Source organism: Lentisalinibacter orientalis (assembly GCF_040706535.1).
Taxonomy (GTDB): Bacteria; Pseudomonadota; Gammaproteobacteria; order Steroidobacterales; family Woeseiaceae; genus Lentisalinibacter; species Lentisalinibacter orientalis.
The window spans coordinates 327,467-349,944 of record NZ_JAPDRJ010000004.1 but is presented as its reverse complement, the minus strand read 5'-3'; the positions used below and the strand labels follow the sequence as shown (position 1 = coordinate 349,944).

Here is a 22,478-nt window from a genome sequence, read left to right as displayed (position 1 = left end):
GGTACACGCCGGGCAGAATTGACCGCATCAGGGCCCCCGCGTACGCTCGCTGCTTCCCGCCGAGGAGGAAAACCATGGGGCTGCGCATCACCATCGATCTCGAGGATTCGGACCTCGACCACTTCCGCCTGATCATGAAGGAGGCGCACAAGGCCGCCGGCCGGGCCTCCGAGGAGGACATCATCGCCTCCGCCGAGAGCCTCCTCGACCAGGTCCGCGGGGGCAAGGTGCCGGCGTACATCCAGGAGCGCCTCGAGAAACTGCGGGTGCTGACCGACATGCTGCACGATGATGAATGGCAGCTGCCGGAAGAGGAGAAAAGCCGCGTGATCAACGCGCTGGCCTACTTCGCCGAGCCGGAGGACCTGATCCCCGATCACATCCCGGGCCTGGGCTTCCTCGACGACGCCATCATGGTGGAACTGGTGGTGCGCGAGCTGCGCCACGAGATCGAGGCCTATCAGGACTTCTGCGAGTTCCGCGTGCGCGAGGAAGTGCGGCGGGGCCGCAAGAACGAAGACCCCGTGACGCGAGAGGAATGGCTGCGCAGCCGGCGCCGCGAACTCCACTCGCGCATGCGCCGGCGCCGGCGCAGCGAGCGCAAGCGCGGCGGCACCCGGCGCTCGCCGCTGTCGCTGTTCTGAGCGTGAGCCCGGCGGAGGCGCAAGACCTCCCGCGGGAACTCCGCGACGCCGTCGCCGCGCTGGAGCGAACGGTCAGCGGCCAGCTGTGTGATGAACTGGCGGGCGCCGGCGGCGGACTCGCCGAAGAGCTCCGACGACGCCGTGACGACTACCGGACCTGGCACCGCATGGACGAAGTGCCGGATCGGGTGGCCGAAGTGGCCGACCGCCTGATCCGCGGCGAACCTGCCCCCGCGCTGCGCCGGGAACTGCACCTGGCCGTGCTCGCCGCGATGGCCAGGGCCCACGAGCGGGCGCTGGCAGGGACCGAGAGGGACGGCTAGGGCCAGTAGAACCAGCCCGTGAACAGCACGTCCGCCCACATCAGCGCCTGCGCCGGCCACCGCCACCACAGGCGTTTCAGCTGTGCATAGAAACTTGCCCCGGCCACGACTGTCATAGCCATGAACAGCCCGAAGCTGCCCACCAGCGGACGGAACTCGGACGCCAGCCGCGGATACTCGTCCCCGAGGATGAGGAAGATCAGCATGACCACGGCGAGGCCGAGGCTGATGGAGGCGGCGGATCCGAGGACGATGCCGGTGATTATGGTGAGTGGCTGCATAGGGCTTGTCGAGCGTTGCGAAGGCGTGTCGTTTGCCCTTGATTGGCGGGTCGGGGCATTCTAGCCTTGCCTCGGCGGGGTGCAAGTGCCGCCGCTGCGTCGGAATCGAGGACGAATCTGCAATGATGAATAGAATCAGAACTGGTTTATTTGCGACGGCATTCGTGCTGGCCGGTGCCTGGGCCGGCGGCCTGGTGCCCGTCGCCGCCGACGCGGTCCCGCCGGAGAGCAACCCGACGCTGGCGCCGACGGACCGGCACGAGCAGATCGCGACGCTGGTCACCGATTTCATCGAGCGCTCCCACTACCGCCGCACCGCCGTCGACGACGAGGTGTCCGCCCGCATCCTCGACGCCTACATCGAGGCCCTGGACGGCAACCGCTCCTACTTTCTCCAGTCCGATATCGATACGTTCCGGCAGTACCGCGACGAGCTCGACGATGCCGTGTCCCGGGACGCGTCGCTGGAGCCGGCCTTCGAGATCTTCCGGGTCTACCGCGAGCGTGCCGAGCGCCAGATCAGCCACGCGCTGGAGCTGCTCGACGAGGAACCGGATTTCTCCGTGGAGGAGACCTTCCGCTTCGACCGCGAGGACGCGCCCTGGGCCGCCAGCCAGGCGGAGCTGGACGAACTCTGGCGCAAGCGCGTGAAGAACGACGCCCTCAGTCTCGTGCTGACCGAAAAGCCGTGGGAAGAGGTGCGCGACATCCTCGATAAGCGCTACAAGCGGTTCCAGAAGCGCTTCGAGCAGATCAACAGCGACGACGTGTTCGAGACGTTCATGAACTCCTACGCCCGCACCATGGACCCGCACTCAAGCTACCTGTCGCCGCGCAACTCCGAGGAATACCAGATCCAGATGAGCCTGTCTTATTTCGGGATCGGCGCTTCGCTGCAGATGGAGGACGAGTACGTCACGGTGATGAACATCATCCCCGGCGGCCCCGCCGCCATCGACGGGCAGCTCGAGCCCACCGACCGCATCACGGCGGTGGGCCAGGGCGAGGAAGGCGAGCTGGTGGACGTCATCGGCTGGCGCCTGGACGACGTGGTGCAGCTGATACGCGGACCCGCGGGCACCACCGTGCGCCTGCAGATACTGCCGGGCAACGCCCTCCCCGGCGCCGAAGAGGAGATGCTCTCGCTGGTGCGCGACCAGGTGAAGCTGGAGGAGCAGGCGGCGAAGAGCGACATCGTCACCATCCCGCGCGACGGCCGCGACTGGCGGGTGGGCGTCATCACCGTGCCCAGCTTCTACCGGGACTACGAGGCCCAGCGCGACGGCGACAAGGATTTCACCAGCACCACCCGCGACGTCGAGCGTCTCATCGGCGAACTGGAACAGGAAGGCGTCGACGGCCTGATCGTCGATCTGCGCAACAACGGCGGCGGCCATCTGACCGAGGCGACCGCACTGTCCGGCCTGTTCATCGACCGGGGTCCCGTAGTGCAGCTGCGCGACTCCACCGGGCGCATCAGCGTCATCGACGACCAGTGGAAGAACGGCGTCGCCTACGACGGACCGCTGGCGGTGCTGGTCAACCGTTTCAGCGCCTCGGCGTCCGAGATCTTCGCCGCGGCCATCCAGGACTACGAGCGCGGCGTCGTCATCGGCCAGCGCACCTTCGGCAAGGGCTCGGTGCAGAACCTCTATGCGCTGGACCGCTTCCAGCGTGACCGGAGCGGCGACGGCCTCGGCCAGCTCACCCTCACCATCGGCAAGTACTACCGCGTGACCGGCGACAGCACCCAGCACCGGGGCGTCGACCCGGACATCGCCCTGCCCTCCGTGATCGATTCGGCGGAAGTCGGCGAGAGCACCCGCCCCACGGCGCTGCCCTGGGACCGGATCCGGCCCACCCGTTACGAGGCGCGTGAGCCGCTGGATCCCACCATCGACCTCCTGTCGACCAACTTCCGCGAGCGGTTGAAGAGCGACCCGGACTACGATTACCTGCTGAAGGACATCGAGGCCGCGCAGAGCATGCGCGAGCGCAAGACGGTGTCGCTCGCGCTGGACGAGCGCAAGCAGGAGCGCGAGCGCCTGCAGGCCGAGCGTCTGGCGCGGGAGAACGAGCGCCGCGAGGCGCTGGGCCTGGAGCCGGTCGAGTCCGTGGAAGCGCTGGACGAAGAAGAAGAGCCGGACATTCTCCTGAAGGAAGCCGCCTCCATCGTCGCCGACATGGCTCAGTTCCTGACGCTGCCGCGTCCGCCCGCCGTCGAGCGGGCCGCCAAGAACGACCTCTGAGCCGTCTCCGCCGGTCGTGATCGGGGGTTACCTCTTGTCAGGCGGTCACAAGGTGTTATACTTAACTACAACACTAGTCAACCATGGAAGTAGCACAGGATGTCCGCACGCCCGCTCCGCCATCCACTCGCTCTGGCCGTCGGCCTGACGCTGACCCTTGCTGCCGCCCAGGCGCTGGCCACCCGCGATGCGCCGGCGACCCTTTTCCCGGCGCCGCCGGCGTACGCCGCGAATGCGGCAGCGCCGACGCCGATCACGCCGCCGGTGCTGCGGATCAGGCCCCTGATCGAGCTGCGCTGGGCCGAGATCTTCGGCAGCCGCATCGACGGAGCAAGACGGGGAGCAAAACGGGCCATGGACCGGGCCGCCGCTTTCCCGCCGGTTCGACTGCCGACCGGCCACATGTACCGGCGCGACATCTGAGACACTGCGAGGACGATTGAAGCCGATGATCACACGGGACGTGATAACGCGGGGTCTGCTCCCCGCCGGACTGCTCGGGGCCTTGCTCCTGGCCGGCTGCGGCGGCCCCGGGGATTCGGGCGCAGGCGCATCCGCCGGGGCCGCGGAAGACGAGAAGGAAACGGAAAAAGCGGCGATACCCGTGGAGGTGGCCGCTGTCGCCCGTGACGATATCTTCGCGGTCTACTCGGGCACCGCCGCCCTCGAAGCCTTCGCCGAAGCGGAGGTAGTCGCCAAAGTGGGCGGGGAAATCCGCGAGGTCCTCGCCGAGGAAGGCGAGACCGTGCAGCGCGGGCAGGTGCTCGCGCGACTGGACGGCGACCGGCTGCGCCTGGAACTGGAGCAGGCGCGGGCCAATCTGGCCAGGGCGGAGCAGGAATACCAGCGCAATACCGAGCTGCACGAGAAAGGCCTGCTCGCGGCGGGCGCCTTCGAGAACCTGAAGTTCGAGCTGGACGCGCTGCGCGCGGCCTGGCGGCTGGCCCGGCTGGAGTACAGCTACACCGAGATCCGCGCGCCCATCGACGGCGTCGTCTCGGAACGGCACGTAAAAGTCGGCAACACGATCTCCGCCAATACGCCCATGTTCCGCGTAACCGACCTGGAGCCCATCGTCTCCTACCTGCACGTACCGGAGAAGGAATTCGGCAAGATCGAGCAGGGACAGCCCGTATTCATCACCATCGACGCGCTGCCCGGAGAGCGTTTCCGCGGCGCGGTCGAGCGCATCAGCCCGGTGGTGGATGCCGGTACCGGCACGTTCAAGGTGACGGTGGAGGTGGACGAAGAAGACACCGCGCTCAAGCCGGGCATGTTCGGCCGGCTCGACATCGTGTACGACTCGCGGCCGGCCCGCCTGCTGGTGCCCCGCCCCGCCGTCGTCGAGACGGAATCGGGGCCGGCCGTGTACGTGGTCCGCGACGGCGTCGTGGAGCGCCGGCCGGTGCAGACCGGCATCGCCTGGCAGAACCACATGGAGATCGTCTCCGGCGTCGAGGAGAGCGAGCAGGTGGTGGTGGTGGGCCAGTCCGGGCTGCGCGACGGCGCCCGGGTGAAGGTGGTAGCGGACGAAGAGACCGCGATGCAGCTGAACGCGGAGATCGCGTCCAGCCGCAACCGCCTGTGAGCCGGCGCCGGCCGGGGGAGAGCATGCCATGTGGCTGGTGAACCGGGCCACTGAACGGCCGGTGACGGTGCTGATGTTCTTCGTCGCCGTCGCCCTGTTCGGGACGGTGTCTCTCAGCCGCCTGGACGTGAACCTGCTGCCGGATCTCTCCTACCCCACCCTCACCGTGCGCACGGAGCTGGAGGGCGCCGCTCCCCAGGAGGTGGAGAACCTGCTCAGCAAACCCATCGAGGAAGCGGTGGGTATCGTCAAGAACGTGCGCAAGGTGCGCTCACTGTCGCGCTCGGGCCAGTCCGACGTCACCATCGAGTTCATCTGGGGCACGGACATGAACCTGGCCAGCGTCGACGTGCGGGAGAAGCTCGACGTGCTGGAGCTGCCCCTGGAGGCCGATCGTCCGCTGCTGCTGCGCTTCGATCCGTCCAGCGACCCGATCATGCGCTTCGCGCTGCGCCGGGCCGGCGCAGACGCGGCCAGCGCCGTCCTCTCCGCCGACGAACTGAAGCGCCTGCGGCGGCTCGCCGAAGACGAGCTGAAGCCCGCCCTGGAGAACGTGGCAGGGGTGGCCGCAGTGAAGGTGAGCGGCGGCCTCGAGGAGGAGATCGAGATTCTCGTCGACCAGGAGCGCCTGGCCCAGCTGGACCTGTCCATCGAGGAAGTGGCGGAACGCATCCGGGCCGAGAACACGAATCTCTCCGGCGGCAGCCTGGAACAGGGCAACCAGCGCTTCCTCGTCCGCACCATCAACGAATACCAGTCCGTGGAGGAGTTCGCGAGCACGGTGATCGCCACCCGCGAGCGCCGGCCCGTCTACCTCGGCGATATCGCCGAGGTGACGCGGGGCTTCAAGGAACGGGAGGCCATCACCCGCGTCGACGGCGCCGAGGCGGTGGAGCTGGCCGTCTACAAGGAAGGCGACGGCAACACGGTGCAGATCGCCGGCCGCACGGCGGAACGCATGGACTCGCTCTCGGACGACCTGCCGGACGGCCTGGAGGTGGTGACCATCCAGGATCAGTCCGGCTTCATCCGCGCCGCCATCGACCAGGTGGTGACTGCCGCGCTGCTCGGCGGGCTGCTCGCGGTACTGGTGCTCTACGGTTTCCTGCGCGACGCCCGGGCCACGGTGATCATCGGCCTCGCCATCCCGATCTCCGTGATCGGCACCTTCGCGCTGATGTATCTCTCGGGCCTGAGCCTCAACATCATGTCCCTGGGCGGCATCGCGCTCGCCGTGGGCCTGCTCGTGGACAACTCCATCGTCGTGCTCGAGAACATCGTGCGCAAGCGCGAGGGCGGTCGCGGCGTGCTCGCGGCGGCCCGGGAGGGCGCCGGCGAGGTTGCCACGGCCGTGACTGCCGCCACCCTGACGACGGTGGCCGTGTTCTTCCCCATGGTCTTCGTCACCGGCATCGCCGGCCAGCTGTTCCGCGACCAGTCGCTGACGGTGACCTACGCCCTGCTCTTCTCCCTGCTGCTGGCGGTGGTGCTCATCCCCATGCTCGCCGCCTCCGGCGGCCGCCAGGGCTACGCGGAGGCGATGGACGCCAGTCCGCCGGGCCGGATCGGCCGCGCGCTCGGCTGGGTGGGACGCATCGCCGGCCGTCTCTGGCATCTGCTCGCCGCCGGCATGCGGCTGTTATTGACGCCGCTGGTACTGTTCTTCAGCGGCTTCAACCGGGCCGCCGCCGGCCTCTACGAGCGGATGCTGCCGTGGGCCCTCACCCACCGGGCCGTCGTCCTCGTGACCGCCGCCCTCATCTTCCTCGGCTCGGTCGCCCTGGTGCCTAGGCTCGGCACGGAACTCATCCCCCAGCTCTCCCAGGGCGAGTTCTCCGTCAACCTTCGCCGCGCCCCGGGCACGCCGCTCACCGCCACCGACCAGGCGCTGCTGACGGCCTGGCGGGCCGCCGCGGACGTGCCGGGCGTGGAGCGCACCTATTCGGTGGCGGGCAGCGGCAACCGCCTGGATGCGAGCCCGGTGGACGCCGGCGAGCATACCGGCAGCCTCACCGTGCGCATGGCGGCCGGCGCCGGGCGCGACGGCGAGTCCCGCGCCATGGCCCGGATACGCGAGGACATAGCGACGCTGCCGGGCGTGCAGTACGACTTCAGCCGGCCGGAGCTGCTGTCGCTGGCCACGCCGCTGGAGGTGGTGATCACCGGCTTCGATCTCGCGCGCCTGCGCACCGCCGCCGACCGCATCGCCGGCGCGCTGCGCGCCGACGGACGTTACACGGACGTGCGCTCCAGCATCGAGGCGGGCAATCCGGAGATCCAGATCGCCTTCGACCAGGAGCTGGCGGCCAAGCTCGGCCTGTCGGTCCGCGACGTGGCCGACCAGGTGGTGAACAGCGTCCGCGGCAACCTCGCCACGCGTTACAGCTGGCAGGACAAGAAGATCGACGTCATGGTGCGCAGCGTCGATCGCTCCGCGGCGTCGCTGGAGGACGTGGGAGCACTCATCGTCAACCCGGCCAGCGAGCGTCCGGTGACCCTGGACGACGTCGCCACGATTGTCCTGGCCGAGGGACCCGCGGAGATCCGCCGTCTCGATCAGCAGCGCGCCGCCGTGATCTCCGCCAACATCGCCTACGGTGACCTGGGCGCCGCCGCCGAGGCCGCCGAACGCATCCTCGCCTCGCTGCCGCTCCCGGCCGGACTCACCACCGACATCGTCGGCCAGAGCGAGGAGATGGAGGATTCGCTGGCGTCCATGCGCTTCACCCTGCTGCTGGCCGTGTTCCTGGTTTACCTGGTGATGGCCTCCCAGTTCGAGTCGCTCCGCCATCCGTTCGTAATCCTGTTCACGATTCCGCTGGCCCTGGTCGGCGCGGTGCTGGCGCTGTATCTCACGGGCACCACCATCAACGTGGTGGCCTTCATCGGCGTCATCATGCTGGCCGGCATCGTCGTGAACAATGCCATCGTGCTGATCGACCTGATCAACCAGCTGCGCCGCGCCGGCGTCGCCAAGACCGAAGCCATCCTGGAGGCCGGCCGCAGCCGCCTGCGGCCCATCCTGATGACGACGCTGACCACGGCACTCGGCCTCCTGCCCATGGCGCTCGGCTTCGGCGAAGGCGCGGAGATCCGCGCGCCGATGGCCATCACGGTAATCGGCGGACTGACCACGTCCACGCTGCTCACCCTGCTGGTGATCCCGGTCGTCTATTCGCTGGTGGAACGCGACGAACGGCCGCAATCCGCCGACGCGCCCGCCCCGGCTCCGCAGCGGGCCTGACGCGGAGGGCCAGGGAATGCGCCATACGGAATTCTCACTGCGCCGGCCGGTCACCGTCACGATGATCTTCGCGGCGCTGGCCGGCATCGGCCTGATTTCGTCCCGGCTGCTCCCGCTCGAACAATTCCCGGATATCGAGTGGCCGGGCTTTTTCATCAACATCCCCTACGAGGGATCCACACCGGAGGAAGTGGAGCGGCTGATCACACGGCCCGCCGAGGCCGCGCTGTCCACCCTCTCCGGCGTCAAGCGGATGAACTCCACCTCCGGGGCGGACGGCGCGCGAATCTGGATGGAGTACGGCTTCAACTCCAACGCCGCCACCGAGGCCGTGGAGGCACGGGTGAAGCTCGATGCCATACGCGACGAACTGCCCCCCGACCTGAAGCGCATCATGGTCTACAGCGGCTCGCTGAACGACGAGCCCATCATGACGCTGCGCCTGTCCTCCGACCGGGACCTGTCCCGGGAGTACCTGATGCTCGACCGCGTGCTGAAACGCCGCATCGAGCGCATCGAAGGGGTATCCAAAGTGGATCTGCAGGGCGTCGAGCCCCCCGAAGTACGTATCCTGCTCGACTCGGGCCGGGTCGCCGCCCACGGCATCAACCTCTACGAACTCTACGAACTGCTGCAGCGGAGCAACTTCTCGGTCAGCGCAGGCCGGCTGGAGAGCGGCGAGCAGCGCTGGACCCTGCGCTCGGACGGCGAACTGCGGAACCTGGCCGAGATCGGCGACCTGATCATCGACGGCGGCAACCTGCGCCTCGCCGACATCGCCGACATCCGGCTGGTGCCTGAGGAGCGCGACTACGGCCGCCACCTGGACGGCCGCGAGGCGGTGGGGCTCGGCGTCACCCGGGCCAGCGGCGCGAACATGGTGGAGGTGGCGGACCGGGTCAACGAGGAACTAGAGAAGATCGCCGAGCTGCCGTCGATGCGGGGCATCCGCATCTTCAACATCGACAACAAGGCGGACAGCGTGCGCTCTTCCCTGGCGGACCTGCTGCAGGCCGGCCTGATCGGCTCGCTGCTCGCCGTGCTGGTGCTCTATCTTTTCCTGCGCCAGGTCACGACCACCCTGATCGTCATGCTGGCAGTGCCGGTCTCACTGGTGATCACGCTGGGCGTGATGTACTTCAGCGGCCTCACGCTGAACATCCTCACGCTGATGGGGCTGATGCTCGCGGTGGGCATGCTGGTGGACAACTCCGTGGTGATCACCGAGAGCATATTCCGTTACCGGCAGGAGTACCCCGACGATCCGCGGCGTGCCACGCTTGAGGGTGTGGACGAGGTGGGGCTCGCCGTGATCGCCAGCACGGCGACCTCGGTGTGCGTGTTCCTGCCGATCGTGTTCGGCGAGCAGATCGACATCACCGTGTTCCTGTGGCACGTCGGCGTCACCATCTCGGTGGCCATCGTGCTCTCGCTGCTGGTTTCCCAGACCCTCATACCGCTGCTCGCCAGCCGGGTGCCGGCGCCGCCGCCACCGCAAGCCGGCAGCGCCATGGCCGCCCTCACCGATCGCTACAGCCGCGCGCTTGCGTGGACGCTGCGCCACCCCCGCTGGTCTGCGCTGGCCGCGGTGATCGTCCTGGCCTCGCCCGCGGCGCCCATCGGCCTCGGCATGCTGCAGACCGACATGTTTCCCCAGGAGCCGTCGCGGCGGCTGGAACTCATCTATCACATCGACGACATCTACCCGGTGGAGCGGGTGGAGATGGCGGTCAACCGCATGGAGGCGTTTTTGTTCGAGAACGCCGAGCGGCTCGACATCGAATCCGTCTACAGCTATTACGACACCGGCCGCGCGCAGTCGAGCATCCTGCTGACCGAGGGCGATGCGATCACCATGGACGCGCAGACGGTGATGGACACCATCCTGGAAGAGATGCCGGAGCTGGTCATCGGCCGGCCCGACTTCCAGTGGCAGCAGCAGGGCGGCGGCCCGGGCTTCGGCATCACGCTCACCGGCGAGTCGACCGAGCGGCTCGCGGAACTCGCCGGCGAGGCCTGGCGCGTGCTCTCCACCGTCGAGGGTCTGGAGGGGCTCACGTCCGACCTGACCGCGGGACCGAAGGAGGTCCAGGTGGTGGTGGACCGGGAGCGTGCCGCCCGGATCGGACTCACCAGCCAGACGGTCGGCCAGGCGGTCGCCGTCGCCATGCGGGGCCAGCCGCTGCGCGAGTTCCGCACGCCGGACGGCGAGATCGGCGTGCGGCTCGCCTTCCGCGAGGACGATCGCCAGACGATGGAACAGCTCGCCAATCTGACGATCATGACGCCATCGGGCGAGCGGGTGCTGCTGGGGGCGGTCGCCGACCTGCACGAGCGCACCGGGCCGCGCCAGATCCGCCGTACCGACCGCAAGACCTCTGTGAAGATCTCGGGCTCCATCGACACCGACAGCTCGCTCTCGGAGATCCGGCCGGTGGTGCAGCAGCTGATGGACCAGATCGACTACCCCCCCGGCTACGGCTGGAGCTTCGGCGAGGGCGTGGACCGCAGCGACGAGACCCAGCAACTGCTCATGCAGAACATCCTGCTCGGGGTCGCGCTCATCTTCATCGTGATGGCGGCATTATTCGAGTCCGTGCTCTACCCGGTCTCGATCATGGTCTCGCTGATCTATTCGATCACCGGGGTCATCTGGTTCCTGGCCCTCACCGGCACCACCATGAGCTTCATGGCGATGATCGGCATCATGATCCTGATCGGCATCGTCGTGAACAACGGCATCGTGCTGGTGGACCACATCAACAACCTGCGCCGGGCGGGCATGCCCCGCGAGCAGGCGGTGCTGGAAGGCGCACGGGACCGGCTGCGCCCCATCCTGATGACCGTGGCCACCACCATCCTCGGCCTGTTGCCGCTGGCCATCTCCACCACCAAGATCGGCGGCGACGGCCCGTCCTATTTCCCGATGGCGCGGGCGATCATCGGCGGGCTGGCCTTCTCCACCGTCACCTCGCTGCTGCTGGTACCGCTGGTCTACGTGAGCCTGGACCGGGCCAGGAACTGGGTGGGACGCGTGCGCCGGTACGCGCGGGCCGGCGCCTCGGCTGCCGCGTGACGCGGCGGGACGGTCAGGACAACAGCACGTCCGTAACGTGCCAGAACTCCTCGGCCAGCACGTTGACGTCGGGCTCGTTGATATCCGCCGACTCGCCGGGGGCATCCAGTGATTCCGGCACCGGCACCGTGTCCGCCCGCCGCTCGTAACGGGCGCGCTGGCTGAGGACCTGGGTGCGCCGGCGGACTTCGGCGGCGAATTCCGCGCCCGTCTCGGCCTCGTCGAGTGCTTTCAGGCGCGCGCTCAGGCGTGTCAGCAGCATGTCGCAGTCGCGCTCGCTGCCGTAGTCGATGCTGCCGGGCGTGCGCTCCATGGCGGAACGCGCCATCTCGGTGAAGCCGAACGCCGAGAAGTGCCCGTAGAGGTACTCGGCCAGGGCGATCACCATGCAATTGACCAGCCGCCGTCCCTGCACGGACAGCCCCGGATAGTCGGGCGGCGTCGCCTTCTGCAGCCGGCCGTATTCCCGGGTGAGCTCATCCGCCGCGGCGGCGACCTCCTCCAGCTCGGCTTCGACCGGCCCCCGCTCGGCGCGGACCGACCGTCGGCGGAAGAAGTTCCAGAATCCCGCCAGTGCGGCCGTGCGCTCTTCGATGTCGGCGAGCGCCGCTTCCAGTTCCCGCCGCCGCGCCCGCGCCCGGTCGAGGCGTCCCGCCGCCTCGCGGCGCAACGCCGTCTGTTCCGTGGCCCAGGCGGCCAGCAGACGCTTCCGTTCGCGCTCGGTCACCTGGGCGGCCATCTGGCCGGCGAATTTCTCCAGACGGGCATGGCAGCGCTTCCAGACGCCGCGGATCTGGTAGAACACCACGGCGCGGTTCGCCGCGGTACGGTCGGCCAGCAGCTCCTCCAGCCCGTCGAGCTTCTGCTGCAGGCGGGCGTTGCGCCCCTCCTGCACCTTGAGCTGATCCAGCAGCTCGTAGCGCTCCTTGCGCAGCCGCGAGTATTCCTTCTTCAGCTCCGCGCGATTCCAGTACAGATGCAGGAGCTTGTCGTCGTCCTGCTCGACGTGCGCCTCCGGAGAACCGAAGAGTTGTGCCAGTGCTGCCATAGCCGGGCCCTTGACATAATCGGGACCCGCACCTCCGTTCGGGGAGCGGGGACCGTTCCGATAGGGCGCATGCTGGCACCATCCTCGCGGCGGTACCATGACCGGATCGACACTTTCGGAGGCGGGCAGCGCCGCTCACGCGGCGGGGCGGCGGCGGTCAGTCGGCGGGGAACGCGTGACCCCGGTCGAGGCAGTATTCCAGCCACTTGTTCAGCATGACGTTACGCGCCCAGCGGCTGTCGAGTTCGCGGCGGAATTGGCTGGCGAGGCGCCGGAACAGCTCGTGATGGTGCTGGTCGGCGAGATGCATGGCCTCTGCCAGGCAGCCGTCGAAGTACACCCGTACCGTGAGATCGGGATCGGCGACGCTGCCGCCCGCCTCCTCGAAGCGGTAGGTCATGGCGAGCGTCGAGGTATAGGGCGTGCGTTCCAGCACGCTCAGGTGCAGGTCGCAGTCGCCGCCGACCCGGGAGACGTGGCCGCCTTTCATGGCGCGCAGCGCCGGCGCCATGCGCAGCAGTCGCAGGTAGTTGCTCTCGTAGAGCGTCATCAGGCCCGCGAAGCTGCGCGGCCGCACGACGGTCTGCGGCAGGATGAGGCTGTCGGCGATCATGGGCGGAATATAGCACACGGCAGGCGGACTCCTGCCCGCCCAGAAAAGACCGTAAAAATCAAGGTTTACGTGTGGCGCGAGGCGTGCTTCAGGGACGCGTGCGCCGTTCCAGTCCGGTGCTGTCGAGGATGCGGCTGGAGATCTCCTCGATGGAGAATTCGGTGGTGTCGATGTGGGGAATGTTGTAGCGGCGGAAGAGCTTCTCCGCCTCCCGCAGCTCGTAGCGCACCTGCTGTGCGCTGGAATAGCGGCCACGTGAGCGGCGCTCGCGGCGGATCTGCTGCAGCCGCGCCGGGGCGATGGTCAGCCCGAACAGCTTGCCGCGGTGCTTCAGCAGCGTCGCGGGCAGCTCGCCGCTCTCGAATTCCTCCTCGGTGAGGGGGAAATTGGCCGCGAACACGCCATACTGGAGGGCGAGATACAGGCAGGTGGGCGTCTTGCCTGAGCGCGATACGCCGACCAGGATCACGTCGGCCTGCTCGTAGTTGCGCACCGTCGCGCCGTCGTCGTTGGCGAGCGCGAAGTTGGTCGCCTCGATGCGTTTCATGTAGACGTTGGGATCGGAAACGCCGTGGGCCATGCCCGCCGAATGGGACGATTCCTGCTGCAGCTCCTCCTCCAGGTCGCCGAGGAAGGCGTCGAAAATATCGAGATACAGGCCTTCCGAACCCTGTATGATGCGGCGCAGATTATCGTGTACGAGAGTGCTGAATACGATCGGCCGAATGCCGTCACGGCGGGCGGAATCGTTGATTTTTTTCAGCGCAGCCAGTGCCTTGTCATCATTGTCGATAAATGGCAAAGTCACCTGCCGGAAATCCTGGCTGTCGAATTGGGTGAGCAGGCTGTGACCCAGTGTCTCGGCCGTGACACCGGTCTGGTCGGACAGAAAAAAGACGGTTCTTTGGCCCATGGTTCGATCCGCGGCGCGAGGTCCGTAGCGAGCGTCGTTGGATTGTGCACGTTCGGGTCGATAACACAAGGGAGTCGACTTTGGAGCCTTATGTAGTTCCGCTCGATGCATTGGGCATGGGCGACGTGGACCGGGTGGGGGGCAAGAACGCATCCCTCGGGGAGATGATTGCCAACCTCGCCGCCGCCGGCGTCACCGTCCCCGGCGGCTTCGCCACCACCGCAGAGGCCTACCGGGACTTCCTCCGACACGAAGGACTCGCCGACCGCATCAACCAGCGCCTCGACACGCTGGACGTCGACGACATCAAGGACCTCACCGCCGCCGGCAGCGAGATCCGGCAGTGGATCATGGATACCCCCCTGCCGCCGCGGCTGCGCGAGGACATCACCACGGCCTGGGAAGAGATGACCGGCGGCGAGAATATCGCCGTGGCGGTGCGCTCCTCGGCCACTGCCGAAGACCTGCCTGACGCCTCCTTCGCGGGACAGCAGGAGACCTTCCTGAACGTGAAGGGCCTCGAGCGGCTCATCGAGGCCATCCACAAGGTGTTCGCCTCGCTGTTCAACGACCGGGCCATCGCCTACCGGGTGCATCACGGCTTCGACCATTCCCTGGTAGCGTTGTCGGCCGGCATCCAGCACATGGTGCGCAGCGACGTCGGCACCTCCGGCGTGATGTTCACGCTGGACACCGAGTCCGGCTTCCGCGGCGCCGTGTTCATCACCGCCTCGTACGGACTCGGCGAGACCGTGGTGCAGGGCGCCGTCAACCCGGACGAGTTCTACGTCTACAAGAAGGCGCTGAAGGACGGTCACGACCCGATCCTGCGCCGCAGCCTCGGCAGCAAGGCCATCAAGATGGTCTACAGCGACAACCCCGCCCCGGGCCATACCGTGGAGACGGTGGACGTAGACGAGGCGGAGTCGCAACGCTTCTGCCTGAGCGACGAGGACGTCATCGAGCTGGCGAAGCAGGCGGTGACCATCGAGGAGCACTACGGCCGCCCGATGGACATCGAGTGGGGCAAGGACGGCGAGGACGGCCGGATCTACATCCTGCAGGCGCGCCCGGAGACGGTGCAGAGCCGCAGCGGGCGTACCCTGCAGCGCTTTTCACTGAAGACACGCTCGGACATTCTCAGCCGCGGCCGCAGTATCGGCCAGAAGATCGGCATAGGCCCCGCCAAGGTCATCCGCAGCATCGAGGAGATGACCCGGGTGCAGAACGGCGACGTGCTGATCGCCGACATGACGGACCCGGACTGGGAACCGGTCATGAAGCGCGCCGCCGCCATCGTCACCAACCGCGGCGGGCGCACCTGCCATGCCGCCATCATCGCCCGGGAACTGGGCATACCGGCGGTGGTCGGCTGCGGCGACGCCACGGAGCAGATCGCCGACGGCCGCGAGGTCACGGTCTCCTGCGCCGAGGGCGACGAGGGCTACGTCTACGACGGCAAGCTCGAATACGAGAAGAAGAAGATCGAACTCGACTCGCTGCCGGACATCCCGGTGAAGATCATGATGAACGTGGGCAATCCGGACCGGGCATTCGACTTCGCCGGCATCCCGAATCACGGCGTCGGCCTGGCGCGCCTGGAGTTCATCATCAACCGCATGATCGGCGTCCACCCGCGGGCGCTGCTCGAGTTCGACAAGCTGGACGCCGACACCCGCGAGGCGGTGGAAGAGCAGATGGCCGGCTACGGCGAGCCGGTGGAGTTCTTCGTCGCGAAACTGGCCGAGGGCATCGCCACTATCGCCGCCGCCTTCGACCCGCGCCCGGTCATCGTGCGCTTGTCGGATTTCAAGACCAACGAATACGCCAACCTCATCGGTGGCGAGCCCTACGAGCCCCACGAGGAGAACCCGATGCTCGGGTTCCGCGGCGCCGCCCGCTACGTGGACCCGGAATACCAGCCCTGCTTCGAGCTCGAATGCCGGGCGCTGAAACGGGTGCGCAACGAGATGGGCCTGACCAACGTCCAGATCATGGTGCCGTTCGTGCGCACCGTGGAGCAGGGCCGCGAGGTGGTGGAACTGCTGGCGAAGAACGGCCTGGCCCGGGGCGAGAACGGCCTGAAGGTCATCATGATGTCGGAGCTGCCCACCAACGCGCTGCTGGCCGACCGCTATCTGGAGCACTTCGACGGCATGTCCATCGGCTCCAACGACATGACCCAGCTCACCCTCGGGCTGGACCGTGACTCCGCCCTCGTGGCCGACGTCTTCGACGAGCGGGACGACGCCGTGAAGGCCCTGCTCGCCATGACCATCGAGGCCTGCCGCCGTCAGGGGAAGTACGTGGGCATCTGCGGACAGGGTCCGTCGGACCATCCGGATCTCGCCTACTGGCTGCTCGATCAGGGCATCGAGAGCATGTCCCTAAATCCGGACACCGTGATCGAGACCTGGCTGTTCCTGGCCGGCGAGAAGGTCTGACGCCGGCCACAATCCTCAGAAGCTGTCGCTCCAGCGCGAGCGCTTGCGCCAGCGGATCCTGGGCACGATGATGCCCACCAGCACGCCGGCCAGCAGCACGGCGGCACCGGCGATGAACCAGTCCCGGTTGCGCCGGCTGGCAAGCTCCCCGTTCTCCTGCTGCAGGGCGGCGATCTGCACCTCCGCCGTGGAGAGCTGCTCGCGCAGCGCGTTGTTCTCCGCATTGATGCCGAGCACGTTGGAGGCCGTCCGACGAATCTCCGCGAGCTCCGCCTCGAGCTGCTTGTTCTCGGCCTCGAGCGTCCGGATGCGCGCCTCGGCCTCCTGCTTGGCGCGGGTGAGGTCGTCCAGCTGCGCGCCGAGGTCGCCGCTCTGATTGCGGATCGTCTCCAGCCGTTGACGCATGTCGGCGAGCTGATCCCGCGCCGCCGGTTCCGCCATGAGATAACGGCTGATCACCCAGCCTTCGGTCCCGCCGAGCGTGCGCACGCGCGTGTAGCCGCTGTCCGGGTCCTGCTCCAGCATCTCGAGCTGGGTGCCGCTCTCCAGCATGCGGATGATCTGGTTCGCCGTACTCGGCCCCGTCCTCAGCGTGATCTCGAACTCGTCGGAGACGTAGCGCGTCTGCGCCGCGACGCTCTGTGCCAGCAGCGCAAGCAGCAGCGCCGCCAAGAAAGGCATCTTGTTAAGGAGTGTATTCAAGTTCCTGAAACCCAAGTCGAATTGCCCCCGACCGGGAGCATCAGGGCCGACTATAAAGCAAGCCCGGACGCGGTGCCAGCGGTCGCGCAGCGGATCAGCCTGCCGCGGCCCGGCGCCAGACCAGCAGCAGATTATTGGCCGGCATCGCGTATTCGGCCTCCCGCTCCAGCCCGTGCCCGGCAGCCTCGGCGTCCACGTCGTCGAGGTCCCGGATACCCATGGCAGGGTCCCTGCCCCGCAGCTGCCGGTGGAAGCGCCGGTTGCTCTCGCTGGTATGGCGGCCGCCCCGTGAGAACGGGCCGTAGATCAGCAGCAGACCGTCCGGCCGCAGCACGCGGGCGGCGCCCGCCAGCATGGCGCAGACCGCCGGCCAGCTCATGATATGGGCCGTGTTGGCGGCGTAGACGGCATCGAAAGGGCCGTCCGGCCAGTCGTCCCGCAATACATCCAGGGCCACGGGCGGCGGCAGCGGCGGTGCGTGGGGCGTCTGCAGGCCGGCGGCCAGCGACGGCAGGTTGGGCGCCATGTCGCTGGTCTGCCAGCGGACCTCCGGCAGTTCGGCGGCGAAAAAGCGAGCGTGCTGGCCGGTGCCGGCGCCTATCTCCAGCACGCGGCAGCCGGGTGCGAGGTGGCGGCGCAATACCGAGAGGATCGGCCGGCGGTTACGCTCCGCGGCCGGCGAGAACGGGGGTTCCACGGTCATGCGGTGTCAGCCGGTCTGCATCGCCGCCACGGAGAACAGGTGCTCCCGGTAATGGCGCAGCTCCGCAATGGAGTCCCGGATATCGTCGAGCGCGCGGTGGCTGGATTCCTTCTGGAAGCCGGCGGCGACCGGCGGCGCCCACAGGCCGGCCAGTATCTTCAGCGTGCTCACGTCCAGGTTGCGGTAATGGAAGAACGCCTCCAGCTCGGGCATGCAGCGGGCGAGGAAACGCCGGTCCTGGCAGATGCTGTTGCCGCACATCGGCGAGGTGCCCGCCTCGACGTGCTGACGCAGGAAGGCGAGCGTCGCCTGCTCGGCCTGGGCTTCGGTCACCCGGCTCTCCGCCACCCGCTGCGTGAGCCCGGAGCCGCCGTGCTGGGTGCGGTTCCATTCGTCCATGCGCGCCATCACCTCGTCGGGCTGGTGGATGGCCAGCACCGGGCCTTCGGCAATCTCGTTGAGGTCCGTGTCCGTGACTATGGTGGCGATCTCGATGATCTGGTCGTTCACCGTATCGAGGCCCGTCATCTCCAGATCGATCCAGATCAGATTGCCCCGGCCCTTCCCTGCCATTCTCTCGTCCGTCATAGGCTCCGCCGTGCCGCAAAACTGCCGGCAGTGTAGCAGAGGGGCGCACGCGGCCGGACCGCACGGCCTATACTTCGGCCATGACGAAGAAACGAGCCCACGACAGTTCTTCGGACCGTCACCTCACCGTCACCGCGGCCCGCGGCCATCGGCTGGAACTGGAGTCGGCCGACGGCCGGCAGCTGCCCGCCCGCACCAAGGGCAAACGGCTGCGGGTGGTATGCGGCGACCGGGTGGAGGCGGCGCCGATCGCGGGCGAGGGGGACTGGCTGGTCACGGCCGTCGGGCCGCGGGACAACGTGCTGGCCCGCATCGACAGCCGCGGGCGGCCCGAGACGCTGGCCGCGAATCTCGACCAGCTCGCGGTGACCGCCGCGGTGCTGCCGGAGCCCGATTTCTTCATCGTCGACCGCTACCTCTGTGCCGCCGAGCTGATGGGCATCGAGGCCGCGGTCGTCTTCAACAAGACCGACCTGGATCACATCGAGCCCCCGGAGCTGGCCGTCTACGAGGCGCTGGACTACCCCGTGCTGAGGGTCTCCGCCGAGGCCGGCGTCGGCATCGGCGCGCTCTCGGAGCTGCTGGCCGGGCACGTCAGCATGCTGGTGGGCCAGTCAGGCGTCGGCAAGTCCTCCCTCATCAACGCCGTCGTCCCCGGTGCCGGACAGCGTATCGCCGCGGTGTCGGAGGCGCGGCGGGAAGGCCGTCATACGACCGTGGCCGCGGAGATGATCACCCTGCCCCGCGGCGGACGGCTGATCGACTCTCCCGGCGTGCGGGACTTCGCCCCGCATATTGCGGCGGACGTGGACGTGGGCGCCGGCTTCCGGGAGATCCGGACCGCCTCGGCCGGCTGCCGGTTCAACGACTGCCTGCACCGCGCCGAGCCGGGCTGCGCCGTGCTTGCGGCCGTGGAATCCGGCGCCATCAGCGAGCGGCGCTACACGAGCTACAGGCGGCTGCTGAACCTCACCCGTCAGCTGCGCCGGGACGACTACTGAGCGGCGCCCTCAGCCCGGCGGCCAGCCGAGCCGGCGTCCGGCCAGCAGGTGCAGATGGATGTGGAAGACGCTCTGGCCGGCGCCCTCGTTGCAGTTCATGACCACCCGGTAACCGTCGTCGGCATGGCCCTCCTCGGCCGCCACGGACTTCGCGGCACCGAAGAGCTCGCCCACCAGCGCGTGGTGCGCCGGGTCGATGTCGTTGATGGTCGGGATGTGCTCCCGCGGGATGAACAGCACGTGGGTCGGCGCCTGCGGATTGATATCCCGGAAACCGATGACGGTGTCGGATTCGTAGACCGGCTCGGCGGGGATCTCACCGGCCGCGATCTTGCAGAACAGGCAGTCCGGGTCTCTCTTGTCGTCGCTCATCTCGACCTCCTCGTTCTCTCGCCGGGCCCTGGCCGCCCCCCGGCTCAGGCGCCGATGGCGCGCCGGCCGGCGAAGGCGTGGGACAGGGTGCCCCCGTCCACGTATTCCAGCTCGCCGCCAATGGGCACGCCGTGGGCGATGCGGCTGGCCCCGATGCCGCGCCGCGCCGCGAGTTCGGCCAGATAATGCGCCGTGGCATCGCCCTCCACCGTGGGGTTGGTGGCGATGATGACCTCCTCCACGTCGCCCTCCTCGAGCAGGGACTCGAGGCGGCCCAGACCCAGCTCCTCCGGGCCGATGCCGTCGAGCGGCGACAGGTGTCCCAGCAGCACGAAATACCGCCCCCGGTAACCGGTATGGTCTTCTATGGCCATGACGTCGGCCGGCATCTCGACGATGCAGAGCTGGCTTGCGTCCCGGGAGGCGTCCCGGCACACCGGGCAGACCGGCTCCTCGGAGAACATACGGCAGCGTTCGCACTTGCCGATGCCCGCCACCGCCTCAGCGAGTGCCGTCGACAGCCGGCCGGCCCCGTCCGGGTCGCGCTCCAGCAAATGGAATGCCATGCGCTGCGCCGACTTCTGCCCGACGCCGGGCAGACAGCGGAGCGTCTCTATGAGCTGGACGAGCAGTGGCGAGTAGACCATCTTGCGATCAACCGAAGGGCAGCTTCATCCCGGGCGGCAGGCCCATGCCCGAGGTAAGGCCGGACATCTTCTCCCGGGTCGTCTCCTCCACCCGCCGGATGGCATCGTTCATCGCCGCGGCGACGAGGTCCTCCAGCATCTCCCGGTCGTCGCCGATCAGCTCGTCGTCGATCGTCACGCGGCGCACCTCGTGCCGGCAGTTCATGATGACCTTCACCATGCCGGCACCGGACTCGCCGGTGACCTCGATGCTCGCCAGCTCCTCCTGAGCCTGCTGCATCTTCTCCTGCATCTGCTGGGCCTGCTTCATCAGCTGGCCGAGTCCACCCTTCATTCGTTCTGCCTCCGCTATTGTCCGTCTTGTGTCCGTCTTGTGTCCGTCAGTCCTGATCTTTCAGCCGCACCGTGTCGGGCTGCAGCTCCGCACCGAACATGTCCTGGAGTATGCGCACGTTCGGATCTTCTTCCAGCCCCTTCTTCGCGGCCTCCAGGCGCTCGGCCTCCAGGCGCCGCTCCCGCTGCACCGGGGTCTCCTCGGCGCCGCCCACCCGGATGCTCACCTTGAGCGGCTCGCCGAAGTAGTCGGCCATGGCCTTCTCCAGCGTACGCCGCCGGGGTTCGGTGAGCAGCGTCTCGCTGCGCTCGTCCAGCTGCAGTTGCACCCCGTTGCCCTCCCGGGCCAGGAATGCGCAGTTGGCTGCCAGCAGGCGCACGGAACCGGATATCTCGAGCTGGCCCGCCAGACGATGCCAGTCCGGTTCCGACCAGAATCCGGCGTGCCGGGGACCCGCTTCGGGCGTCTGACCCGCCGGCTTTTTCGGCGCCGGCGCGGGCGGCTTCCCGCCCTTCCGCTCCTTCGCCGGCCCGGGCGCCGCCGGCTCGCCCGACACGGTCTTCGCCGGCGAGAGCGAGCGGGCAGCGGGCCGGCCGCCCCCTGACGCCTGCCCGTCGGCACCGGCGGGCCGGAAGGCGAGCATGCGCAGGAGCGTCATCTCGAACCCGGCACGGGGGTCCGGCGCCAGCGGCAGATCCCGCCGGCCGGTGATGGCGACCTGATAATAGAGCTGCACGTCGTCCGGCGTGAAGCGCTCGGCATAGGTCGCGACCATCTCCTCGTCGGCCTCCTCGAGGTCCGTCGCGCCCACCAGCTGGTAGACGGCTATGCGCTGCAGGGCCGCCGCAATCTCGTCCAGCAGCCGCGCGTAATCGGGGAATTGCTCGTCGATGGCGGCCACTGTGGCGAGCAGCCCCGCGCCGTCCACGGCGGCCAGGGAATCCAGCAGGCCCGTCACGTGCTGGCGGTCGACCGTGCCCAGCATGGCGCGGGTCTCGTCCTCGCGCACGGCGCCGCCGCCGTAGGCGATGGCCTGGTCGAGCAGGCTCAGGGAGTCGCGCACGCTGCCCTCCGCCGCCCGGGCGATCAGCGCGAGCGCCTCCGGCTCCGCCTCCGCCTGCTCGGCCTCGCAGATCCGCGCCAGGTGCTCGCCGATCATCTGCGGCGTGAGGCGCTTCAGGTTGAACTGCAGGCAGCGCGACAGCACCGTCACCGGGAGCTTCTGGGGGTCCGTCGTCGCCAGCAGGAACTTCACGTGCGGCGGCGGCTCCTCCAGCGTCTTCAGCAACGCGTTGAAGGAATGCATGGAGAGCATGTGCACCTCGTCGATGAGATACACCTTGTAGCGTCCCCGCGCCGGCGCGTACTGCACGTTGTCCAGCAGGTCGCGGGTATCGTCCACCTTGGTGCGGGAGGCCGCGTCCACCTCGATCAGATCGACGAAGCGGCCCTCGTCGATCTCGGTGCAGGCGCTGCATTCACCGCAGGGATCCGGCCCCACACCCTGCTCGCAGTTCAGTGCCTTCGCGAGGATGCGGGCGATGGTGGTCTTGCCCACCCCCCGGGTGCCGGCGAACAGGTAGGCATGGTGCAGGCGGCCGCTCGCCAGCGCGTTCGTCAGCGCCTGCAGCACGTGCTGCTGACCGACCATGTCCCCGAAGGCACGGGGACGCCATTTGCGCGCCAGGACGAGGTAGCTCATTGGTCG

Annotated in this window: 20 protein-coding genes; 9 read left to right on the top strand and 11 right to left on the bottom strand. The window is 68.2% G+C overall.

Features of this window, described 5'->3' with window-relative positions; all coding sequences use genetic code 11:
* The first annotated feature begins 74 nt into the window (after positions 1-74).
* A complete protein-coding gene (locus ACJMK0_RS15550) occupies positions 75-644 on the top strand; it encodes a YkvA family protein (RefSeq protein WP_405239604.1) in 570 nt (189 codons plus the stop codon).
* Between the two features lie 2 nt (positions 645-646).
* Entirely contained in the window at positions 647-967 is a 321-nt protein-coding gene (locus ACJMK0_RS15545; RefSeq protein ID WP_405239602.1) for a hypothetical protein, read from the top strand.
* Here ACJMK0_RS15545 and ACJMK0_RS15540 read toward each other — a convergent pair.
* Positions 964-1,248 carry a hypothetical protein gene (locus tag ACJMK0_RS15540; protein ID WP_405222114.1) on the bottom strand — a complete coding sequence of 95 codons (285 nt, stop codon included), beginning with the start codon at positions 1,246-1,248 and terminating at the stop codon, positions 964-966. The genes ACJMK0_RS15545 and ACJMK0_RS15540 overlap by 4 nt on opposite strands.
* Positions 1,249-1,370: 122 nt before the next feature.
* On the opposite strand from ACJMK0_RS15540, the gene ACJMK0_RS15535 reads away from it, so the two are divergent.
* The 5 genes from ACJMK0_RS15535 (at position 1,371) to ACJMK0_RS15515 (ending at position 11,405) form a co-directional block, all read left to right on the top strand.
* The gene (locus ACJMK0_RS15535) at positions 1,371-3,497 is read left to right on the top strand and encodes a carboxy terminal-processing peptidase (RefSeq protein WP_405239600.1); all 2,127 of its coding nucleotides are present in this window, start codon (positions 1,371-1,373) and stop codon (positions 3,495-3,497) included.
* A gap of 99 nt (positions 3,498-3,596) precedes the next feature.
* Positions 3,597-3,920 (top strand): hypothetical protein, encoded by a 324-nt coding sequence (locus ACJMK0_RS15530; protein WP_405239598.1) that lies wholly within the window; start codon positions 3,597-3,599, stop codon positions 3,918-3,920.
* A 25-nt stretch (positions 3,921-3,945) separates the two neighbouring features.
* The gene (locus ACJMK0_RS15525; protein ID WP_405239596.1) at positions 3,946-5,085 is read left to right on the top strand and encodes an efflux RND transporter periplasmic adaptor subunit; all 1,140 of its coding nucleotides are present in this window, start codon (positions 3,946-3,948) and stop codon (positions 5,083-5,085) included.
* Positions 5,086-5,113: 28 nt separating this feature from the next.
* On the top strand, positions 5,114-8,329 hold the full coding sequence (locus tag ACJMK0_RS15520; RefSeq protein ID WP_405239594.1) for an efflux RND transporter permease subunit: 3,216 nt from the start codon (positions 5,114-5,116) through the stop codon (positions 8,327-8,329).
* 16 nt (positions 8,330-8,345) lie between these two features.
* Positions 8,346-11,405 (top strand): efflux RND transporter permease subunit, encoded by a 3,060-nt coding sequence (locus ACJMK0_RS15515; RefSeq protein WP_405239592.1) that lies wholly within the window; start codon positions 8,346-8,348, stop codon positions 11,403-11,405.
* 13 nt (positions 11,406-11,418) lie between these two features.
* On the opposite strand, the gene ACJMK0_RS15510 is transcribed toward ACJMK0_RS15515, so the two are convergent.
* The 3 genes from ACJMK0_RS15510 to ppsR form a co-directional block, all read right to left on the bottom strand.
* Entirely contained in the window at positions 11,419-12,453 is a 1,035-nt protein-coding gene (locus tag ACJMK0_RS15510; RefSeq protein ID WP_405239590.1) for a hypothetical protein, read from the bottom strand.
* Positions 12,454-12,610: 157 nt separating this feature from the next.
* A complete protein-coding gene (locus tag ACJMK0_RS15505; RefSeq protein WP_405239588.1) occupies positions 12,611-13,084 on the bottom strand; it encodes a DUF1249 domain-containing protein in 474 nt (157 codons plus the stop codon).
* 70 nt (positions 13,085-13,154) lie between these two features.
* Positions 13,155-13,979: a posphoenolpyruvate synthetase regulatory kinase/phosphorylase PpsR gene (gene ppsR / locus ACJMK0_RS15500; protein WP_405239586.1), complete on the bottom strand. Its 825-nt coding sequence runs from the start codon at positions 13,977-13,979 to the stop codon at positions 13,155-13,157.
* Positions 13,980-14,059: 80 nt separating this feature from the next.
* On the opposite strand from ppsR, the gene ppsA reads away from it, so the two are divergent.
* Positions 14,060-16,423 carry a phosphoenolpyruvate synthase gene (gene ppsA / locus ACJMK0_RS15495; protein ID WP_405239585.1) on the top strand — a complete coding sequence of 788 codons (2,364 nt, stop codon included), beginning with the start codon at positions 14,060-14,062 and terminating at the stop codon, positions 16,421-16,423.
* 15 nt (positions 16,424-16,438) lie between these two features.
* Here the strand turns inward: ppsA and ACJMK0_RS15490 are convergent, their stop codons facing one another.
* The 3 genes from ACJMK0_RS15490 to orn all read right to left on the bottom strand — a co-directional run bounded on the left by ACJMK0_RS15490 (position 16,439) and on the right by orn (position 18,416).
* On the bottom strand, positions 16,439-17,095 hold the full coding sequence (locus ACJMK0_RS15490; protein WP_405239583.1) for a TIGR04211 family SH3 domain-containing protein: 657 nt from the start codon (positions 17,093-17,095) through the stop codon (positions 16,439-16,441).
* A 124-nt stretch (positions 17,096-17,219) separates the two neighbouring features.
* Complete coding sequence (locus tag ACJMK0_RS15485; RefSeq protein WP_405239582.1) at positions 17,220-17,828, bottom strand: DUF938 domain-containing protein; 609 nt, start codon at positions 17,826-17,828, stop codon at positions 17,220-17,222.
* A gap of 6 nt (positions 17,829-17,834) precedes the next feature.
* Entirely contained in the window at positions 17,835-18,416 is a 582-nt protein-coding gene (gene orn, locus ACJMK0_RS15480) for an oligoribonuclease (RefSeq protein WP_405239580.1), read from the bottom strand.
* An 80-nt stretch (positions 18,417-18,496) separates the two neighbouring features.
* On the opposite strand from orn, the gene rsgA reads away from it, so the two are divergent.
* The gene (gene rsgA / locus ACJMK0_RS15475) at positions 18,497-19,417 is read left to right on the top strand and encodes a ribosome small subunit-dependent GTPase A (protein WP_405239579.1); all 921 of its coding nucleotides are present in this window, start codon (positions 18,497-18,499) and stop codon (positions 19,415-19,417) included.
* 9 nt (positions 19,418-19,426) lie between these two features.
* Here the strand turns inward: rsgA and ACJMK0_RS15470 are convergent, their stop codons facing one another.
* The 4 genes from ACJMK0_RS15470 to dnaX are packed head-to-tail and all read right to left on the bottom strand — an operon-like array spanning position 19,427 to position 22,472.
* Positions 19,427-19,789 (bottom strand): histidine triad nucleotide-binding protein, encoded by a 363-nt coding sequence (locus ACJMK0_RS15470; protein ID WP_405239577.1) that lies wholly within the window; start codon positions 19,787-19,789, stop codon positions 19,427-19,429.
* 44 nt (positions 19,790-19,833) lie between these two features.
* Positions 19,834-20,436, bottom strand: a complete 603-nt coding sequence (gene recR, locus ACJMK0_RS15465) for a recombination mediator RecR (protein ID WP_405233494.1) — start codon at positions 20,434-20,436, stop codon at positions 19,834-19,836.
* 7 nt (positions 20,437-20,443) lie between these two features.
* Positions 20,444-20,770 (bottom strand): YbaB/EbfC family nucleoid-associated protein, encoded by a 327-nt coding sequence (locus tag ACJMK0_RS15460; RefSeq protein WP_405239575.1) that lies wholly within the window; start codon positions 20,768-20,770, stop codon positions 20,444-20,446.
* Positions 20,771-20,816: 46 nt separating this feature from the next.
* Positions 20,817-22,472 carry a DNA polymerase III subunit gamma/tau gene (gene dnaX / locus ACJMK0_RS15455; protein ID WP_405239573.1) on the bottom strand — a complete coding sequence of 552 codons (1,656 nt, stop codon included), beginning with the start codon at positions 22,470-22,472 and terminating at the stop codon, positions 20,817-20,819.
* Positions 22,473-22,478 lie beyond the last annotated feature (6 nt).